Source organism: Microcystis ichthyoblabe FBCC-A1114, assembly GCF_050500245.1.
GTDB classification, from domain to species: domain Bacteria; phylum Cyanobacteriota; class Cyanobacteriia; order Cyanobacteriales; family Microcystaceae; genus Microcystis; species Microcystis ichthyoblabe_A.
The window spans coordinates 313,155-332,211 of record NZ_CP191408.1 but is presented as its reverse complement, the minus strand read 5'-3'; the positions used below and the strand labels follow the sequence as shown (position 1 = coordinate 332,211).

The 19,057-nt window shown below is 42.6% G+C and carries 17 protein-coding genes and 6 pseudogenes; 10 read left to right on the top strand and 13 right to left on the bottom strand.

From position 1 onward, the window contains the following. Nucleotides 1–144: 144 nt before the first annotated feature. A complete protein-coding gene (locus ACQY1Y_RS01625; RefSeq protein ID WP_002737830.1) occupies nt 145–618 on the bottom strand; it encodes a DUF29 domain-containing protein in 474 nt (157 codons plus the stop codon). Between the two features lie 100 nt (nt 619–718). Continuing rightward, nucleotides 719–1,705 (bottom strand): RNA polymerase sigma factor, RpoD/SigA family, encoded by a 987-nt coding sequence (locus ACQY1Y_RS01620; protein ID WP_002737778.1) that lies wholly within the window; start codon nt 1,703–1,705, stop codon nt 719–721. 687 nt (nt 1,706–2,392) lie between these two features. On the opposite strand from ACQY1Y_RS01620, the gene ACQY1Y_RS01615 reads away from it, so the two are divergent. Then, a complete protein-coding gene (locus tag ACQY1Y_RS01615; protein WP_271936289.1) occupies nt 2,393–3,817 on the top strand; it encodes a Ni/Fe hydrogenase subunit alpha in 1,425 nt (474 codons plus the stop codon). A gap of 300 nt (nt 3,818–4,117) precedes the next feature. On the opposite strand, the pseudogene ACQY1Y_RS01610 reads toward ACQY1Y_RS01615, so the two are convergent. The 3 genes and pseudogenes from ACQY1Y_RS01610 to ACQY1Y_RS01600 form a co-directional block, all read right to left on the bottom strand. Further along, nucleotides 4,118–4,346: pseudogene (locus ACQY1Y_RS01610) on the bottom strand (IS5/IS1182 family transposase); the annotation flags it as partial. 154 nt (nt 4,347–4,500) lie between these two features. Then, a pseudogene (locus tag ACQY1Y_RS01605) lies at nt 4,501–4,700 on the bottom strand (IS5/IS1182 family transposase); the annotation flags it as partial. A 121-nt stretch (nt 4,701–4,821) separates the two neighbouring features. Then, nucleotides 4,822–4,959 carry a CHAT domain-containing protein gene (locus tag ACQY1Y_RS01600; protein WP_430014633.1) on the bottom strand — a complete coding sequence of 46 codons (138 nt, stop codon included), beginning with the start codon at nt 4,957–4,959 and terminating at the stop codon, nt 4,822–4,824. A gap of 129 nt (nt 4,960–5,088) precedes the next feature. Here ACQY1Y_RS01600 and ACQY1Y_RS01595 point away from each other — a divergent pair, with 129 nt between their 5' ends. Further along, on the top strand, nt 5,089–5,730 hold the full coding sequence (locus ACQY1Y_RS01595; protein WP_430013834.1) for a DUF262 domain-containing protein: 642 nt from the start codon (nt 5,089–5,091) through the stop codon (nt 5,728–5,730). A gap of 219 nt (nt 5,731–5,949) precedes the next feature. Beyond that, nucleotides 5,950–7,104, top strand: coding sequence for an HNH endonuclease family protein (locus tag ACQY1Y_RS01590; protein ID WP_430013833.1), 1,155 nt, complete (start codon nt 5,950–5,952; stop codon nt 7,102–7,104). Nucleotides 7,105–7,170: 66 nt separating this feature from the next. Here ACQY1Y_RS01590 and ACQY1Y_RS01585 read toward each other — a convergent pair whose 3' ends face one another. The 5 genes and pseudogenes from ACQY1Y_RS01585 to ACQY1Y_RS01565 all read right to left on the bottom strand — a co-directional run bounded on the left by ACQY1Y_RS01585 (nt 7,171) and on the right by ACQY1Y_RS01565 (nt 9,500). Next, complete coding sequence (locus ACQY1Y_RS01585; RefSeq protein ID WP_265578834.1) at nt 7,171–7,302, bottom strand: hypothetical protein; 132 nt, start codon at nt 7,300–7,302, stop codon at nt 7,171–7,173. Between the two features lie 429 nt (nt 7,303–7,731). Further along, a pseudogene (locus tag ACQY1Y_RS01580) lies at nt 7,732–8,166 on the bottom strand (type II toxin-antitoxin system death-on-curing family toxin). Nucleotides 8,167–8,170: 4 nt separating this feature from the next. Continuing rightward, the gene (locus ACQY1Y_RS01575) at nt 8,171–8,395 is read right to left on the bottom strand and encodes an AbrB/MazE/SpoVT family DNA-binding domain-containing protein (protein WP_080600713.1); all 225 of its coding nucleotides are present in this window, start codon (nt 8,393–8,395) and stop codon (nt 8,171–8,173) included. Between the two features lie 23 nt (nt 8,396–8,418). Continuing rightward, nucleotides 8,419–9,000, bottom strand: coding sequence for a hypothetical protein (locus ACQY1Y_RS01570; RefSeq protein ID WP_430013832.1), 582 nt, complete (start codon nt 8,998–9,000; stop codon nt 8,419–8,421). A gap of 107 nt (nt 9,001–9,107) precedes the next feature. Beyond that, nucleotides 9,108–9,500 (bottom strand): hypothetical protein, encoded by a 393-nt coding sequence (locus tag ACQY1Y_RS01565; protein WP_002737311.1) that lies wholly within the window; start codon nt 9,498–9,500, stop codon nt 9,108–9,110. 12 nt (nt 9,501–9,512) lie between these two features. On the opposite strand from ACQY1Y_RS01565, the pseudogene ACQY1Y_RS01560 reads away from it, so the two are divergent. Continuing rightward, a pseudogene (locus ACQY1Y_RS01560) lies at nt 9,513–10,415 on the top strand (hypothetical protein). An 88-nt stretch (nt 10,416–10,503) separates the two neighbouring features. Then, nucleotides 10,504–10,578 (top strand): annotated as a pseudogene (locus ACQY1Y_RS01555) (DUF751 domain-containing protein); the annotation flags it as partial. A gap of 6 nt (nt 10,579–10,584) precedes the next feature. On the opposite strand, the pseudogene ACQY1Y_RS01550 reads toward ACQY1Y_RS01555, so the two are convergent. Beyond that, nucleotides 10,585–10,776, bottom strand: a pseudogene (locus tag ACQY1Y_RS01550) (hypothetical protein). Between the two features lie 238 nt (nt 10,777–11,014). Next, complete coding sequence (locus ACQY1Y_RS01545) at nt 11,015–12,403, bottom strand: carbohydrate-binding protein (protein ID WP_430013831.1); 1,389 nt, start codon at nt 12,401–12,403, stop codon at nt 11,015–11,017. A gap of 785 nt (nt 12,404–13,188) precedes the next feature. Between ACQY1Y_RS01545 and ACQY1Y_RS01540 the strand changes: the two genes are divergently transcribed. The 3 genes from ACQY1Y_RS01540 (at nt 13,189) to ACQY1Y_RS01530 (ending at nt 15,601) form a co-directional block, all read left to right on the top strand. Beyond that, nucleotides 13,189–13,386, top strand: a complete 198-nt coding sequence (locus tag ACQY1Y_RS01540; protein WP_002737592.1) for a DUF751 family protein — start codon at nt 13,189–13,191, stop codon at nt 13,384–13,386. 41 nt (nt 13,387–13,427) lie between these two features. Then, complete coding sequence (gene rbfA / locus ACQY1Y_RS01535) at nt 13,428–13,814, top strand: 30S ribosome-binding factor RbfA (protein ID WP_430013830.1); 387 nt, start codon at nt 13,428–13,430, stop codon at nt 13,812–13,814. 206 nt (nt 13,815–14,020) lie between these two features. After that, a complete protein-coding gene (locus tag ACQY1Y_RS01530) occupies nt 14,021–15,601 on the top strand; it encodes a glycoside hydrolase family 3 N-terminal domain-containing protein (protein WP_430013829.1) in 1,581 nt (526 codons plus the stop codon). Here ACQY1Y_RS01530 and ACQY1Y_RS01525 read toward each other — a convergent pair. After that, nucleotides 15,598–16,797: a lipid-A-disaccharide synthase-related protein gene (locus tag ACQY1Y_RS01525; protein WP_430013828.1), complete on the bottom strand. Its 1,200-nt coding sequence runs from the start codon at nt 16,795–16,797 to the stop codon at nt 15,598–15,600. The genes ACQY1Y_RS01530 and ACQY1Y_RS01525 overlap by 4 nt on opposite strands. Nucleotides 16,798–17,135: 338 nt before the next feature. On the opposite strand from ACQY1Y_RS01525, the gene tsaE reads away from it, so the two are divergent. Both tsaE and ACQY1Y_RS01515 read left to right on the top strand, forming a co-directional pair. After that, nucleotides 17,136–17,606, top strand: a complete 471-nt coding sequence (gene tsaE / locus ACQY1Y_RS01520) for a tRNA (adenosine(37)-N6)-threonylcarbamoyltransferase complex ATPase subunit type 1 TsaE (RefSeq protein ID WP_430013827.1) — start codon at nt 17,136–17,138, stop codon at nt 17,604–17,606. Between the two features lie 361 nt (nt 17,607–17,967). Beyond that, nucleotides 17,968–19,053 (top strand): tRNA (guanine-N1)-methyltransferase, encoded by a 1,086-nt coding sequence (locus tag ACQY1Y_RS01515; RefSeq protein ID WP_430013826.1) that lies wholly within the window; start codon nt 17,968–17,970, stop codon nt 19,051–19,053. The last annotated feature ends 4 nt before the right edge of the window (nt 19,054–19,057 follow it).

Below are 19,057 nucleotides of genomic sequence, written 5' to 3'. Positions count from 1 at the left end.
TTAGCGATCAAGGAGTAATTTATACTAAATCCGTTGAATATAGGCTACTTATCAGGACAGGCACTCATGCAATAGGCAAGAGGCAAAAGGGGGAATAAATAATCAGTCTTTAATAACCAGATTTAGTATTAGATAGTCAATAGTTTATTCCCAATCGATCGGCAGCCATTGATGATCTAAAACCTGTTCGAGATTAAAAATTATCTGACTGGGTAAACCGCCGGGGGATAAACCCATTTTTTTCCGGACGGCCTCTAAAGCTGTATGGTAGGATGGCTCAAAAATCTCCCGAAGATAGGGCTTTAAACTAGGGCTATCCTCCAGTAAATCTTGAATTTCTGCCCGAAAATTATTGATTTCTCCATTCCAATGATTACCATTCCGGTCTCTTTCCGATTGCCAGTAAGTTAATTTGAGTAAATGTTCTAGGAGACGAGTTAAAAGACTTTTGAGCGCGTGTCTTTCACTTCTCCCCATCGATTCAATCTCCTCAATTAAATTGTCTAAATCCACCTCGGCAAACTGGCCTTTTTTTAATTGTTCTGCCGTGGTTTTTAGCCAGAGATAAAAATCTTCTTCGTATAGTGTTGGGGTCGCTGTTTCTGTTGATCTAGTCATGACGGAACTGCCACAGGTGAAAACTAATCGGGATTCTATATTAATTAAACCCAAAAAAAAGAGAGCTTGAACTCTCCTTCTTGGTTATTTGCTAATCTTACTAACTAGCGACAATATATTCCTTGACGTTGGCCCGGCGACGGCGTAAATGAGCCAGGGCCTGGTGTTCTAATTGTCGCACCCGTTCCCGACTGATGTTCATTCTCTGACCGATTTTGGCTAGGGATAACTCCTTGCCATCGGTTAAACCGAAACGGAGAGTAATCACTTCCCGTTGTTGGGGGGTTAATTCGGCCAGGAGATTGGCTAAGTCTTGCCGTAATAACTCTTGGGTGATGAAGGTATCGGGAGAAACTCCGCTATCTTCCAATAATTCCGACAATTCCGTATCTTGGTTATCGCCGACGCGCACATCAAGGGAGATGGGTTGACGAGCCATACTGAGATATTCGCGGATTTGAGCGGGTTCTAGCTCTAATTCCAGGGCAATCTCGGCAGGGGTGGCACTTCTTCCCAGTTTTTGGGCGAGTTCGCGCTGGGTTCTTTTGATTTTATTCAGTTTTTCGGTGATATGGATGGGTAAACGAATGGTGCGGGCCTGTTGAGCGATCGCACGGGTAATCGCTTGTCGAATCCACCAGTAAGCATAGGTAGAAAATTTATAACCTTTGGTGGGATCAAATTTCTCTACACCTCTTTCTAATCCCAGACTACCCTCTTGAATTAGATCGAGGAATTCCATGTTCCGCTTTTGATATTTCTTTGCGATCGCAACTACCAAGCGGAGGTTAGCCTCAATCATTTTCCGTTTAGCTCGATCGCCAGTTTTCAAGGCGCGATCCAGTTCATTTTCGCTTAAATTCACCGAATCCGCCCACTCCAAGCGCTGTGGTTCCCGTCCTAATTGTTTCGATAGTGCTTCTTTCGCTTCTAACAGGCTCATCATCCGTTGGACTTGTTTGCCGTAAATAATTTCTTGTTCGTGAGTTAGGAGGGGAACCCGCCCAATTTCGTGCAGATAGGTACGCACCATATCGGCATTGAGGGTGGGCTGTGGTTGAGTTTGGTTGGTTTTTGCTGTGGGCATTGGTTTGGTGGTGACTCCTTGACACAGAAAAAGTCTGTTACTATTCCGACTCGCGGGTGAGTCTGGCTTATCTGAAGTCGGTATGAGTTCGATTCGGAATTCCTTTGATTGTATCCTGTGCTTTTAGACGCAGACAATCCCCTAAAGGTTCAAAGCTAATTCATTCTTTGGTATGATGTTAGGTTTATCCTTTTTCCCCCAACATTTAGAACAAAAGTATTACAGCCTAGAACTATCAACTACAATCGCTTGTTTTTGGGTCGCTTTTTCCCGAATCCTCGGCAGTGCCGCTGATACTGTTAGGTAAGATTACAAGACAAAAAGGTGATTTTCCCGATTAGTCATAAACAATTTGGCTGACTTCCGACCCTTTCGCCCTCAGCTTTGAGAGGAAGACTGACAGCCGAGAACCGACTTCTATATATATAATGACCGATCAACACCAGCAAAGTGAGATGTAATCATTGCGGATTTCCGAACTATTTTCTGTAGTATTTGTTACAAAATGCCAAATTAGCCGCGATTGAGAATCGGGAAAAATTGTTATAAAAATTAGGATTGCTAGGGGAGTAATAACTATCATAGAAACAGCAGGGCGGAGATCGGGATAAATTACCGTCGAAACCAAGCTCGATCGCAGTCTCCACAATGCCGTTCTGTGGAACTCCTGAACAATGAGGACTTACTATGACTAAAACCGTCGTTATCGATCCCGTCACCCGGATCGAAGGCCATGCCAAGATCTCGATTTTCCTTGACGATGGGGGGGAAGTGGATGACGTGCGTTTTCATGTGGTCGAGTATCGTGGTTTCGAGAAATTCTGCGAGGGACGGCCGATGTGGGAGATGGCGGGAATTACTGCCCGAATTTGCGGCATTTGCCCCGTTAGTCACCTACTTTGTGCCGCCAAAACCGGCGATAAAATTCTAGCGGTGCAAATCCCCCCTGCGGGTGAAAAACTGCGGCGCTTGATGAATTTGGGACAATTAACCCAATCCCATGCTTTAAGCTTTTTTCATCTTAGCAGTCCCGATTTTCTGCTTGGTTGGGAAAGTGACCCCGCTAAACGGAATGTTTTCGGTTTAATTGCGGCCGATCCCGACCTAGCGCGAGCAGGCATCCGTTTACGTCAATTTGGACAGAAAGTTATTGAACTTTTGGGAGCAAAAAAAATTCACCCCGCTTGGTCTGTCCCGGGGGGTGTGCGTTCCCCTTTAAGCGAAGAAGGGCGACAATGGATTAAAGAACGACTGCCGGAGTCTAAAGCGACTCTTTACACGGCTTTAAACCTATTTAAAGGACTTCTGGACAATTTAACCACAGAAATCGCCGCTTTTGGTAATTTCCCTTCTCTATTTATGGGATTGGTTGGTAAACGGGACGAGTGGGAACACTACGGTGGTCATATTCGTTTTACCGATAGTCAAGGCAATATCGTAGCCGATAACCTGAGCGAAGACAATTATCGCGATTATATCGGCGAATCAGTGGAAAAATGGTCTTATTTGAAGTTTCCCTACTATAAACCCCTCGGTTATCCCAATGGTATCTATCGAGTTGGTCCCTTGGCCCGCTTAAATGTTTGTTCCCATTTTGGCACGGAGGGAGCGGATATCGAGTTACGCGAATATCGCCATCGGGTCGGTGGTGTAGCAACCTCTTCTTTTTATTATCATTATGCTCGTTTAGTCGAGATTTTGGCTTGTTTAGAACAGATTGAACGTTTAATCGATGATCCCGATATAGTTTCTCAACGCTGCCGGGCCGAAGCAGGAATTAATAATCTGCAAGGGGTGGGAGTTAGTGAAGCGCCCCGGGGTACTTTATTCCATGATTATAAAGTGGATGAAAATGGTTTGATTGAAACGGTGAATTTAATTATTGCCACAGGTAATAATAATTTGGCCATGAATCAAACGGTGAAACAAATCGCCCAACATTATATCCATGGTGGTGAAATTCCCGAAGCGATGTTAAACCGCGTAGAAGCGGGTATTCGTTGCTATGATCCCTGTTTAAGTTGTTCCACTCACGCTATGGGACAAATGCCGCTACAGCTAGAGTTAGTTAATGCAGCTGGTAAGGTGATTAATACTCGACAAAGGGGTTAATTATCTAAGTTGTTAGGGTGTTGGGAAATAGGGCAAATTCCTCCTAACACCCGGGGCTATTTCATTTTAGATGATAAGATATTGGGGGAAAATAAAACGGTTCTTCGGTTTGTCTTATGCAACGTACAGGGTTATAAGGAATCAAACTATTATAGAGAAAAACATTTGGCGATTTTTGTCAATTGTTTTCAATCTAGAGCGAACTAAATCAATTAAATCTCTTGCCAGATAAGGATTTAGTGGATTTATGCCGCACTATCGAACCATAACAAGTAACGAAGAACCTTTTATTTATCTGAAAAAAAAATTTTTCTGTTTCTTTTTGGGGCGTTCAATGGGAGTTTCCGTTACATCCACTACCCTTACGACCGGTATCTCTGCTTGATTTAGTAGAGCTTTTTTTCCTTTTAAACGGAAGTTTCCCGATTGTGAAAGCATTTTTTCCGTCTTATTTACAGCCTATAGTTAATTCTGATATTTGACCGCTTGTACCAATGTGAAAATATGTTCTATATTCTCGCCAATATTCGGCTCTCCCAGCTTTGGTGGGTAAAATGTATTCTAAGATACATTTCTCAAGAGCGAGGGGGTGGAACGAACCACAAAGACACAAAGGACACAAAGATCGATCGATCATAATGTCAATTAAACTTATCACACAGAACCTAGAAGAGCCAATATTCTAACGTTACTAAAACTTGTTCTTCTATAGATAGTTTAGGTTTCGGTCCGCTTTTAGATACTGAATTAGAGTCGGCTTCAACACTTTTTACTGATTCTACCATCCTACCATCTTTCTATAGGTTTGTTTATACACACCGAAACGGCGTTTGAACTGTTCATCTGATAAGTTTTGATAATCCATATTTTTGCTAATAAACATAGCAAAAGTATGGATGATTTCCTGACCTAAGATTACATTTTATTCTTTTTTCCACTTCCATCTAAAAATCGAGAAAAAAGCAAGGCCTTCCATTATACCATAAAAAAATTATGCAAGAGGTCTAATTAGCAGCCCCAATCAAAATAAATAGCGACCAAAAATAAGGGTGGGGATACTTTTCGATCAGGCTTAATTTTGCCTCTCTCATCGATGCGCTTTTGCTCATTCCTTTCTGGAGATTTTGATAGAATTCAGCCATCATAATCGAATTAATTGCCTCAGAGGACTTGTCTTCGCCTGCTGGGGTATGTTAGCATTGAATAGGCTCAGTTAGTTCTTTTCCCGTTCTAGATACTGTACTGAAATGTTCTATAGGCTTAGATGAGTTATGAAGATTGAACCCACATACACATCGGTCGGTGTACTTTTTAAGCGTCAATCTACGTTTTTTATTCCTAAATATCAGAGAGCTTATGCCTGGGAATCAGAATCAGTCTCAGATTTTATCAAGGATTTACTTAATTGCTTTGAAAAAAGAAAGCAAGATTCGCCAATAAATCATTTTTTTGGTGGCATTCTGAGTGTCAAACACCCTGTTGTTGGAGCATTTGATCAGCATAAATATGAAATAATTGATGGACAACAAAGAATAGCTACATTTGCTTTGTTGGTTGCTTGTATGATTCAAACTTATCAGAACCTAAAATCAGAGGCTCAACAGTCACCAGGGGAAAATGATTTAGTATCAATTATCAACAAACGTATTCAAGATTTGTCAAACAGATTTATTGAATTCGATCAAGAGATTCAGAGACAAGTAACCCCTGTGGAAGTTTTAACACTTTCAACGGCCGACAGCCCTTTCTATAAAGACTTGATTCGTAATATAAATCCATCTCCCTCAAGAGACTCACACAATAAAATTTCATTTGCACATAAAACTTTATTAGATGAAATCCAAAGAATAATCAATGGTCATCACAGAATAGAAAACAAGATAGGCTCTTCGGGACTTGGTATGGTTCGATAGGGGGGCATAAATCGACTCAATCCTTATCTGGCAAGAGATTTAATTGATTAGTTCGCTCCAGATCGCAAACAATTGACAAAAATTGCGGCAATGTCTGTCTCTATAAAGGTTTCATTCCTTATAACCCCGTCCATTGCATAAGACAAACCGAAGAACCACAAGATAGATGATCTCGAAATTATTCAAAATATATTAGACAATGATTTTACAATTTTGCACATGGTAACTGAAAATAGAGAGGATGCTTTTAGACTTTTTCAAGTTATTAATGATCGAGGAACCAATCTTACAGATGGAGATTTATTAAGAGCTAAAACATTGGAACTTCTCGAAGGCTATTCCAGAAACCAAGATTCTGTAGAAAAATTATGGGACAATATCCTGTCCGATTCACCAACCGACACAACTGATTATTTAAATTGGATTTATGATTCTTATCAAGGTAATAGACCAAAACAGAATGCCGTTTTTGATATGTTTCTTGATAAATTTTTCCCACAACATAAGAAACAAAATTTTACAGAAGATGATGCCGAAAAAATTTATCAAGTAGTAAAAAAGACTCACGAAGACATTTTTAAGTGTAGAAAACTGGTAAAAGGAGAATGGTTGTATGAACTTCGGCAACCTCTAACCAGTTGGGATAAAACTCGTTTGAACATTCTTATAGTTGAACTTGGACATACTTTATCAATTCCTTTATTACTGGCAGCATCTGAACTCAATCAAAAATCATTCTCAGAAATAGTTAATATTTTAGAAAAGGTATTCTTTCGGTATAAAATAGTATGTAATCAACACATAACACCGCTTAAAAATATCTACGCCAAAGAGGCTCTTAATATTCGCAAAAATCCCAATAATTATAATGTTAATAATCTCAGAAATGAGCTACAAAAACTTATGGAATCAAAGGCATCAGATCAAAAATTCAGGGATAACCTAGTTACCCTTGAATATCAAGAATCTGGTGGTAGCAACAAGCCTCTAAAATATTTTTTAATGACAATTGAGTATTACTATCAATGGTACAAAGACGGTGCAAGTGGTGAGTCTGTATGTCTTGACAAAAGCAGATTATATGACTTTGCTGGCACATCGATCGAACATATATATCCTCGTAACGTCAGTGAATCTGACCAAGATAATGAGCTTGACCAACTCAAAAATTCTCTTGGCAATCTTACTATTTTAGACCCTGCACAAAATAGTATTGGAGGCAACGACAATTTTTCTACTAAAAAACCGCTCTATCAAAAATCTTCAGTTTTATTAACTCAAGAGATAGGCTCAAAGACAGCTTGGACAAAGAGTGAAATTGAGGCTCATCAAAAATTACTGATAGATGCTGCTGTTGCCATTTTTCGTCTGTAGCTTACGGAGAGAAAAAGGTCGGGCATTGCAGAAAATTTCCTGAATTTCTCACATCACTTAACAATTTTAGGCTTTCCTCGCATCCGTATTTTGCGCTATTACCGCAGGGACGAGAGAGGAGAGTTTCCCGTTAACAACTGGTAGGGTGACGGTAGCCACTAGGGAAAGGGTAAGTAAGGCGTAAAATTTGGGATTCATAGTTATTTCCGCTATCAGTTATTAGTTAATACACCTCATCATGAGTTCCAATGTTAATCAAAACTATCCTATCTGTTTGAGTTTTTTCGTCTCGTTCCAAATAGAAAATGATGCGGCAATCATAACTACAGGAACAAGCTCTCAATTCCTGATATTCTCCCCTGACTCGATTAACATTTCTTGCTGTTCCCTGGGTAATTGACTAACCAACTCCAGCGCGTTTTCAAAGGTAATCATATTCAACTCCCTTGTTAAATTTCATGCGATAACAGTCCTATTTAAGTACGAAGATCTGATCAATGACATGATTTTTCCCCTCGCTAACCCGACATTAGAAGAATCTTTAATAAATGTTTCCTAATCCAATCAGCTAAGGGACTTGCGTGGGAATAATATCCCAATCGATCGGAGGGCGCAAGCTTTGCGCCCCTACAGTAACGGATTTTGTCCACAATGTAGGGGCGAACTGCGTTCGCCCAAAAGGTACATTATCAAAGCGCAAGTCCCTAATTCTTCCTCTGAAAGCTTACCAACAGCAAGATCGATCCATATCTGGTATTTTTCTTGACTAGAAGCTTGAAGATCGTAGCCATTGAGCCTCAGAAAAGTCCTCGTCACTACATAGGCCGTTCTCTTATTCCCATCTACAAAAGGGTGATTCTTGACAATCCCATAAGCTTAGGCTGCTGCCAAAGAAGCCATGTCAGGATGCGACTCAGAATAAGCCAGAAGATTTTGCGGTCGGGAAAGTGCGCTTTCTAGCAACCCCTCATCTCGAATACCCTCTAATCCACCATGCTCGGCTATTTGGCGGTGATGAATCGCGAGAGCTACCCCATCAGCTATCCAGATTAGCTGGTTCATGAGCCTAAGTTGCCAGCTTTCTCAAAACATTCCAGTCTTCGCGCATCACTTCCTCCGCCACTTCCATTTGCTGGACAAATTCGGGGTCGTAGGGTGTAAGCTCAAAGCCATTCGGCGTTTCCAAGAGGTAGAGCATATCGCCTTTACTAAGGCGCAGCTTCTCCACCAACTCTTTCGGGAAAATCACCCCCATAGAGTTCCCTACCGTTGTGACTTTTAACTTAATCATCGTTTTTTGACTGAGTAAATATATCAATCATAGCACCTCCCATATTGGTAAGTAGCTACACAACGGTTTACTTGAATCCCAATTTTGTCCGAGGGGTTGAACTTAATTTCCTCGACAACGTAGGAACTGTTATGCAATACACCCGATATATATCCTATTTGTCGAGGGTTTAGCGAGGTTAAAGTTACTTCCGCTTTTCCTTCATTAACATCAACAATTTTGAAGTTCTGTAGGGGTTCATGCCAGCGTTCTCTATTCTGTTGTTGTTCGTCATTTAATAATTCTTCTACTACACTAATGACAAGAGATTGGGATTCTCTGATAATTACTTTGCCTTGAAACTCTATCTGTTTGATCTCTTTCGTTGCCACTTCTTTTGTTTTTGATTCTCTCCCTAAAGCGATCGTTTTTGCTTGGGAATCGAACTTGATTAATCTCCCAGATAGAGAAGTGCCATTTTTTAAAGATACTTTCGTATCATCCGGCATGAATACGGGGATTTTCTTGACGGGAGATAGATCGCCGGTGGCTGGTAGATGATAGCCAGCAAGAGAGGCGATAAAAACTAGGCTAGTTGCGGTTATTATTGGGTAGAGTTTTTTCATCTTTACCTTGCCTGAATGATCGGGATTGGGTTGGTTCTGTTTTCGATCTTGGATGCGGTGGGTTAGGAGTAACAGTAACCCAACCTGCGGTTTTTATCAATATATTTTTACTTTCCGAAACCTTTTTTCGGGCGGTTTTGTTTGGCAATACGGAGGGCTTTTCCAGTTTTGCCATCCTGTAGTGCGATCCGCATCGATCGCTTTTTCTGGTAGGATTGAATATCCGCCGCTAACGGATGATCGTTATCGATGCGTAGATGGGTTAAAGAACAGATAAGACCCGTTTGTTTTCCCAATTCATTTTTTAGGAAACAAATAATTCCCCCCTCGTCTCCCGTGTAGAAAATTTTATCGATCGAAAACTGGTGATCGGGTTTGTATCGCTCGCCTTTTGTTTCAGCTAGTTTTAACGTTTCGGGAGTTGCACGCACAGGGATTGGTAAACTCGCTTCCATTTTCTCAATTAACAAACGAACTTGTCGGGGATCGTCGATGGACATGGGTTATTCTCCTTGATAAAATACAAAGAACTGGCGATAGAACCCGATCGATCGAGTAGGATAGCGATCGAAAACGCCAATCAGGGACATTTTACCGTGAGCGCTCCGAATTCGCCCCCTCCCGGAACACAGATACTAGGAACTTTCGCCAGTCTTCTCGGTTTGCTGGGGATTTTTCTCTATTTTACGGGATGGATTTATCGGTAGTCCTATTTCGGCTGGTTTAGCCTTGAGATTAACCGTCTGCACTTGCCCTTGCGTTCCTTCCTTTTCGTGCCGATACAGGTCTTCTGTGGCGATTTCGGGGCGTTGCTGCGAACTTTTCTGGCGCTGGTTGCCGTTGCCTTTGCGATTCAATTTACCCTCTGGATTTTGTCTCCCCTGCCATCCTATTTAATTGTCAGTCAATCTAAACGGGAATTTCATCAAATATTTCACCCCCTAGGTTTATTAGTCCGGGGAATTCCCGAAGCTCTCCGAAAAGATTTGATCGCTGTTATTTGGCTATTAATTATTCTTTTTTGGTTAGCCCGAATTCAGGGATCGATCGATGCCCGTCGCGATGCAGTTAATGATAGTTCTACCTTACCAGTTATCACTTTAGTTTTACCAGAAAAACAGATAGCGATCGGTCGTAATCCAGAGGATGTTTTTACCGATCCTTCTCTCAAAGGTTATCGAATTATCGGTGAGACTAAATTACTCGAAGAGCTGCGGGGAAAAGAAACGAATGATAGTAAAGTCAATCCCCCGCGAGTTTGGCGGTTATTAATCCAAAATAACAATTGGACTTATGTTTTTCGCGGGTTATCCCCTCAGTCGGCAGAAAATGAACGTCCGGCGATTCTAGCCATTCGCGAGGATAAGGAGGGACAATTGATGATTCTCGCGCCGGATGTCCCACAATCCCAGTGAAACTCAATCGGGGAAATTATCGAATTACCCTTGAACATCGAAGCTTACTGCTATAATTACTTACGGACAAAGATAATAAATAAAATTTATGGGCGACTTTTTTGATAACGTGAGCCGTTACCCCCGCTATCTGATTAGCTTTAGTTTAGGGATTTTCTGCGCCAGAGATTCACACTAAATCCGTTGAGTATAGGCTACATATCAGGACAAGCAATAGGCAATAGGGCTCTTCTGGTTTCTGTGTGGAAACGGGGTCTATACTGATAGTTTCTTCAGCAAAATAGTCCTAAAAGTCTTTCCCAGTAAGCATTTCATGATTCTATAAGCAAAAATTATCACACAAAGTCGAGAAGAGCCGCAATAGACAAAAGGGGCAATAGATAATCAGTCTCTAATGACGAGATTTAGTATCACACCCCTTCTTGTCTCTGATCAAGGGTTTTAGCTGCTTTATTTTAGCCTGATCGGATTAGCTTTTCCTGCGTTTTTTTTCGGCTTGAGATTTTGAGTTTTAGGGTAACTGCTTGAGTGTTTTTTGAATTACCCCTTGACAATCAAAACAGTCGCTACGAGGCGATGGGATCAAACTTAATAAACAATTAGCAAGTATAAGCATTTGATGTCCCTGTTGCTGATGCACCAGTCACCACATCAACTGCGCGAATTACAGCAGGATTAACTTGATTTGGCCAACAGTTGGCCTGGAAGAAATTAGTTTTTTCCGAAAACTGTCCCTGTGCATCTGCACGATCTTCCGTCAGATGGAATGGATTCTTTTGATTGACTAGATTCTCAACATAGAACTTGACTCTTCCACCAGGGGTAAAACCTTTACCGCTAACCCTTATGGCTCCACCAGTTTGATTCTTTGTAGTAAAAACAACGATTGATGGACTCACTGGTTTATCCAATAATTCCCAACCCTTCCAGGGGGGTACGCCATCCCACCACTTGTGCCAAACCCCATCATCCATGCCACGGGCAAAAACATCAAGCCTGTTAGTCCCCCAAGAAACAACTGTAGGAGGTCCTTGGATTTTGCCCCCCAGTGATTGCCATCCACTCCAACTGCCAGGACTTCCATTGCCATAATTATGATGCACAGCCCCCTCTTTTTGTCCGCGTATAAATACGTCTAGCCGGCCTTTGGACCATGCAACCGCAGCAGGAGGGTCAGATGTACCCGGTCTATTGGTGTTAATCGGACCACCTACATCATACCAATCTAATTGTGATGGTTTCCAGGGAAATACTCCATCCCATAATTTGTGTTTAATGGTACCATCCCACGACCGGACGAAAATATCAATCCTCTCAGCCCCCCAAGAAACAACCGTTGGCGCTCCTTTTAACGGTGAGCCACCTAGTGTTTCCCATCCGCTCCAGTTATTAGGATTGCCATTTCCATAGTTGTGATACACATTCCCGTCTAAACCGAGTACGAAAATGTCTAAACGACCTTTAGACCATGTTACTGCGGCAGGAGGCTCAGATGTTTCAATCCCCAACAGGGGTTGCCAATCTAATTGTGAGGGTTTCCATCCCTTGCCATCCCACCACTTGTGGTAAATACGATTATCCGTGCCACGGGCAAAAATATCGATTCGATTAGTTCCCCAAGAAACAACTGTAGGAGAACCTTGAATCAGACCACCCAGTAGTTCCCATCCTGCTAAAGGTTTATCGTTGTTACTTCCATAATTGTGATACAGAGCGCCATCAACACCGCGGGCAAAAATATCAAGTCGATCGCTAGACCATGCCACTGCAACTGGGTAATCCGTAATCCCTCCCCCAAGCGGCTGCCAATCAAAGTCAGATGGTTTCCACCCGGCGTTGTTGTTGAACCACTTTCGATAAACACGACCATCGACACCACGAGCAAAACAGTTCAACCAAATAGGGTTTTTTACTATTGGTTCTGCCTGTCCAAACAAGCTTTTGTATTTTGTGGCAATTGGATAGGGAATTGTGGCAATCTTTAACATAGGACATTTATGAATTTAGGAAATAAGTGTGGTTCTTCGTTACTTGGTATGGTTCGATATGAGGGCATAAATCGACTAAATCCTTATCTGGTAAAAGACTTAATTGATTAGTTCGCTCTAGATCGAAAATAATTGACAAAAATCGCTAAATGCCTTTCTATATAAGTGTTCCATCCCTTATAACCCCCGTCCATTGCATGACACAAAACGAAGAGCCATAAGTGTTTAATTTTAAATGTTCCTGCGAACTTATTATCGAGCTTACTGTTCGACGATCATAACTGTAATCCTAGACGGATTTTTTCCAGACAACACCCAAGTTTAAGATTTTCTTAACAATTAGAATTTATCTATCTAATCACCCTCTGCCCCAGCACCGCATTCTTAGTCGTTGCTAAATTAAGGTATTAAGGTATCAATGCCAACCTTGCACCCATCCAAAAGTTAGTTTGGAGCTAAGTTTTAACAATCCCTTATTAGTCGGGGAAATTTCTGACTCTCTCCGCCAAGATTCGATATTCGATCGCTGTCATCCGGCTATTAATTATCCTCTTTTGGTTAGCCGAAATTCAGGGATCGATCGATGCCCGTCGCCAGCTTGAAAATGGCTGTACCCTTAACTGTATCTAGAGTAGAGTGATTCCGTATTTCTCTCCAGCCAGATGTTGTACTGCTAAATAGTACAAAAGTCTAGAGATTCTGTTAAGTTCCTTGAATCGGGCGGCGTGGCAGCATCGAAGCTTACTGCTATAATTACTTACGGACAAAGATAATAAATAAAATTTATGGGCGACTTTTTTGATAACGTGAGCCGTTACCCCCGCTATCTGATTAGCTTTAGTTTAGGGATTTTCTTCGCCTTTTTCGGCTGGTTGGCCCCTTTATTAAAAAATCCCCTCACAGCGATCGCACTTGTGGGCTTTCTGGGGGGAACTTTCGCCTTTCTTTATTTCACCCTCAAAGCCATGCTCGGATTAGCTTGATACAATGGTAAAGGTTTCGCTGTTTTTAGGGGACGAAAATTATGGCCAATGATCGTCGAGTATCTCGCGTGTCCTCGCTAATTAAGCGCGAGGTCAGCCAAATGTTATTAATGGAAATTAAAGATGATCGCGTCGGTGCCGGTATGGTTAGCGTTACCGATGTAGATCTCTCCCACGACCTACAACACGCTAGGATTTTTGTGTCTATCTACGGCAACAAAGATGCAAAGGCCGAAACCATGGCCGGGTTAAAAGCTGCTGCGGGATTCGTCCGACGTGAACTGGGCCAACGCATCCGTCTGAGACGTACCCCCGAAGTGGTCTTCCTAGAAGATTCTTCTCTTGAACGCGGCGATCGAATGTTACATCTTCTTGATCATATTAAAACCGATCGACCCCCAGAAGATGACGATTCCGAAGAAGAATAGAACTATTAGCCGTCTTTTTTCTCCCTGTCTCCTGTCTCGGAGTCTCCTGACTTGAAAGAGGGTGTAGGGTGTGGGGTGATGGGGAAGTGGGGGAATTATGAATTATGAATTATGAATTATGAATTGGGGTATGGGGAGAACAAATAAAAATAATCTCCTGTCTCCTGTCTCCTGATAACTGATAACTGATAACTGATAACTGAATAATGAGCGATCGCATTTTATCCCTAAAAGAACGTATTGGTCAGATGATAGTAGTCCGCGCTTCCGGCTATCTCTTTGACCAACAAATCCGCTATCCTGCTTGGGAACCTGTCAACGCCACCCTGAAACATTGGTTAGAAACCCTCCACCTCGGTGGGGTAATTCTCTTAGGAGGCAGCGCCGCCGAAATCGCTTTCCGTAGCCAACAATTACAAAGTTGGTCCAGGGATAATCCTCTGCTCATTGCCGCCGATATCGAGGAGGGAGTCGGCCAAAGGTTCTCCGGTGCTACTTGGTTTCCCCCCCCGATGGCTTTAGGAAAAATAGCCGAAAAAAGCTTGACAAAAGCCACAGAATATGCTAGGGAAATGGGAGCAATTACCGCTAAGGAGGCCCTAGCGATCGGGATTAACTGGATTTTAGCCCCAATTGTCGATGTGAACAATAATCCCGACAATCCCGTTATCAATATTCGTTCCTTCGCTGAAACTCCCGAAATCGTCGCTAATCTAGCTCAAGCTTTTATTTTAGGGGCCGATTCCTATCCAGTTTTGACCACGGCCAAACATTTTCCCGGCCACGGTGACACCAGCAATGACTCCCATCTCGATCTTCCCATCATCAACCACGATGATCATCGCCTAGAAGCGATCGAATTGCCCCCCTTTCAAGCGGCGATCGAGTCGGGGGTTGATAGTATTATGTCAGGCCATCTGTTAATTCCCGCTTGGGATGCCGAGTTTCCCGCCACTCTTTCCTCGAAAATTCTCGCGGAAAAACTGCGCCAAAATCTCGGTTTTCAGGGTTTAATCGTCACCGATGCCCTGATTATGGGAGGAGTGACCAAAATTGCCAGTGCTGCCGCCATAGCAGTGAGGGCGGTACAGGCGGGGGCTGATATACTGTTAATGCCTCCCGATCCGATCGAAGCGATCGAAGCGGTGTATAGTGCCGTGCAAGCGGGTACAATTAGCGAAGCGAGAATTAATGATTCTTGGCAACGTATTCAACGAGCAAAAGAGAAATTGGGGCAAAGACAGCCATCCTTAGAATCCTTAAGCAGTTTAGCGGCACCGCAAGCTCTAGAGATTGTCAGCGATATTTTAAAAGATTCCCAAACAGTTAGCGCTAATTTACCGATTCAAGCCACTCAAGGCCGCAATTTAATCATTATCGATGATTTACTCAACTGTGACTTTCTTGATCGCTCTTGTCCGGCGGTGACAATTCCCCGACAATGGGGTTATCAAACCCAAATAATCGACCGTAGCACCTTTAATCAGTCCCTCGTCTCCCCAGAAACGACTCTCCTACAAGTATTTATCCGTGGTAATCCTTTTCGGGGTAGTGCCGGATTAAGGGACGAAACGAAAGCTATCTATCAAGCTTTGCTGAAAACCGGACAAATTCAAGCATTGATTGTTTATGGTAGTCCCTACGTTTTCCAGTGGTTTCGTCAACAAAGCGGAGACATTCCCTATCTTTTCAGCTACGGACAACAACCAAGCGCCCAAAAAATCGCCCTAGAAACTATTTTTGAGGGGACCACTAGCGGCGAAAATCAGACCGATACTTTCGTTTAAGGGCAAAAATTGCCTAGTAACCATTGGGCAATGCGATCGGAGGCACCGGCTGAACCCATTCTCTGACGACCATTAAAGGCGATTTTTTGCCACTTTGGGGGATTTTGTAATAAATATTCTAACTTGTCTGGCACTGACTCGGCACTATCGCCTAAGAGAATTGAACAGCCTAATAAACGCTGTTGCAGTTTGGCAAAATGGGGAGTAAACTGTGGTCCAGATCCCGCAATTGTGATCGCCGGTTTACCCAAACCGACGAACTGTTCCGTGGCAGTTCCCGCCATGGCGATCGCTAGATGGCAACGGCCTAAATATTCGGCGTAATCCCTTTGAGAAATAGTTATAAATACCTCTTGACAAATAAACTTATTTGTGCTATGTTCTCGCCAACCCCGGTCAATTAAAGCAGCCGTAAAAGATTCTAGGGGGAGAGAAGGAGCGATCGCCGACAAAAACTCCAGCTTGTAATCGGGAAAACGGCCGATAATGGCGGCCACATCTGCGAGAATTTGCTGCCAATTGTGGAGAGATTCGGGAAAGCGCGAACCGGGTAGCAGCAGAATATTTAGGCAATCTTGGGGAAAATCGCCCGTTATGGAGGGTAAAAGGTCATCCATCATCGGATTACCCCCATCGACAACGGGAATTGACCACTGTTGTAAAATTTTGCTAGTTAAACTATCCCGGGGAAAAACCCCCCGACAGCGAGGATGAGCCATTAACCAGCGTTCCCAGGGATAATAGTAGGAACCCCAAAGGCGATCGATCATCGAGCTACTATCTAACCATCCCTGCTCATCCCGGAGATAGTATTCTGATTTAGCCGTTCCCACAAAAGCATAATCTGTCCCGCTTAACCAAGCAAGGGCAAGGGGTAAGATATCTCCCACCGCAACAATTTTTCCCCCTTCTTGGCCCCAATTTCTGACCAGACGGTATTGACGGGAGGTTAATCCTAATAATCCCTCCCGTAGATCTCGCCATAATTGTTTCGCATCCCTAGTGATAAAACCCCCAGAGGGCATTTTTTGACCTCGATCGAGAAGGGGAATCCCCAGACGAGTATAAGCATAACCGTTACCCACTAGGGGTAAAGCAGTAATACCCGGACAGTGGGGAGATGATTGCAGTCTTTTAATAATCCGGATCGCGATCTCATCTTCACCGTGGCCATTACTCAAAAATAATAATTTCACTGTTTTTCTTAACTTCTGACTTAAAGTCCTAAACTTCGGTTGTTTTATTCCCTTCGACCCCAGACAATGCTGATGGTTAGGGAACAATCAATTTTATAAAAGCAGTTAACCAATTCCCATTTAGTCTAATCTACCAGAAGGTTTCGCCGATCGCTTATCTCTGTCTTGATGGCGACCATTTGACCAAAGGTAAGACTAAGAGATAAGAGATTAGTTTAACTGCTTCTATTTTTATCGATCAAAAGACCAAATTTGGCCCCCCAGAGCCAAGAAGGTCAGAAAGCTGCTCTGATCGCTATATTAGAATCAGTGGTTAATTGGCATCCTAGCGGAAAAAAATGATTATCGACTTACCCGATCGAGAAGCTACTGTCAATTTAGGGGAAAAACTGGGGCAAACCTTGGCCTCCGGCAGTGTAATTTTATTAAAAGGCGATTTGGGAGCGGGAAAAACCACCTTAGTACAGGGAATTGGCTTAGGATTGGGTATTCAAGAGCCTATAGCTAGTCCTACCTTCACCCTCGTTAACGAGTATAGCGAAGGCCGCCTTCCTTTGTATCATTTGGATTTGTATCGTTTGCAGGGTCAAGATATCGAGGCGCTGTACCTAGAAAATTATTGGCAGGGAATCGAGGTAGATTTAGGGATAGTGGCGATCGAATGGTCGGAACGTTTAACTTTTTTGCCGGAAAATTATCTAGAGATTACTTTACTCGATCGAGGCGAGCAGGGACGACGAGCGCTGCTCAATTTTGTCGGTGGGGAGGAAAAAAATAGCGACCCCACAGGAATCGCTATCAGCACTTGACTTTTGAAGCAATCAAACTTTAGCCGTAACTCTGGGCATCTAAGATAGATGTTGGGTTCGATCCCCCCTTAATCCCCCCTTGATAAGGGGGGAACTGATAGTTTTTAACATCTAACTACTTATAAGATGTAAAAAAATAACTGTTTTTTTACCTTTAATTTGCCCTTCCCACGGGGAAACTATCAGCTTTTCAGGGATATAATACTAAAAAAATCGGCAATTTCTGCTAATTTCACACTATCTTTAGATTTATCCTCTATCTTGATGTCTGATCGGTTTTGGCAGTGGTTGACCCTTTTCGCTACTAGGGAATTGTGGAAAGAAAAAAAGTAGCGATCGAGTGCTAATTATGAGATGAGCGATGCAGGAAGAAAAAGCGATATTTAATATCAACAATACTTTCTATAGACCAGATAGTAAAATCGTCCGAGATTTAGGAGTTTTAGGGGCGGCAATTGCCCAAAAAGAGCGGGGCAGTTTGCGCGTTTTAGAAGTAATGAGCGGCTCTGGTGTGCGAGCGCTCAGGTATTGGTTAGAAAGTGGTGCGGATTGGCTGTGGGTTAATGATGGAAATCCAGAAATTAAGCCAACTTTAGACGCTAACTTAGAGAGTTTATTACAACAGAAACAAGGGAAAATAACCTATAAATCTGCTCAAGAAGTTCTCCTAGAATGTTATCTTGAAAAAGACCATTATGATCTAGTTGATATTGATGCTTTTGGTTCCCCTGCATCTCTGTTTAGTGCTATTCCTTTAGCCACTAAAATCGGTGGTTTAATTTATCTGACTAATACCGATGGACGAACGCTGACGGGTCATAATCTAGAAAATAGTTTAGCTGATTATGGAGCATCTGCTCGCAATCATCCGGCTGCCCACGAACAGGGATTAAGATTAATTATCGCCGGTTTGCAATTAGAATCGGCCCGGTTAGGTTTAGGAATTACGCCGATTTTTTCCTTCTTTTTTGGTCAAAGTTATCGGGTGATGGTGCGGTTAACGGCTAATAGACAATTAAATAGTCATAACTACGGTTTTCTCGGTTATTGTCATAGCTGCGGGGAATATCAATCAGTGCCTTGGCCTAAGTTAGGCAAGATAGTTTGTTCTGGGGACGGGCAACCTTTAACCTTAACTGGACCCTTGTGGTTAGGCAGTTTACATGATCGCCTTTATCTAGAAAAAATGGCAGATTTAGCCGATCAATGGCAGTGGAAAAAGGTAGTTAAATTGTTAAAAATAATGGGGGAAGAAAACGATTTTCCTCCCTATTTTTATAGCTTTCGGGAAATTGGTAGAAGGGGCAAATTAGATCTACCTAAAAGGGAAGATTTAATTGCAGCTCTCCTAGAACAAGGTTATCGAGCTGCTGCCACCCATATTAACCCGCAAGCGGTGAAAACTAACGCTTCTTTAGCCCAATGTATCGCACTACTCAAGGACTAATTAG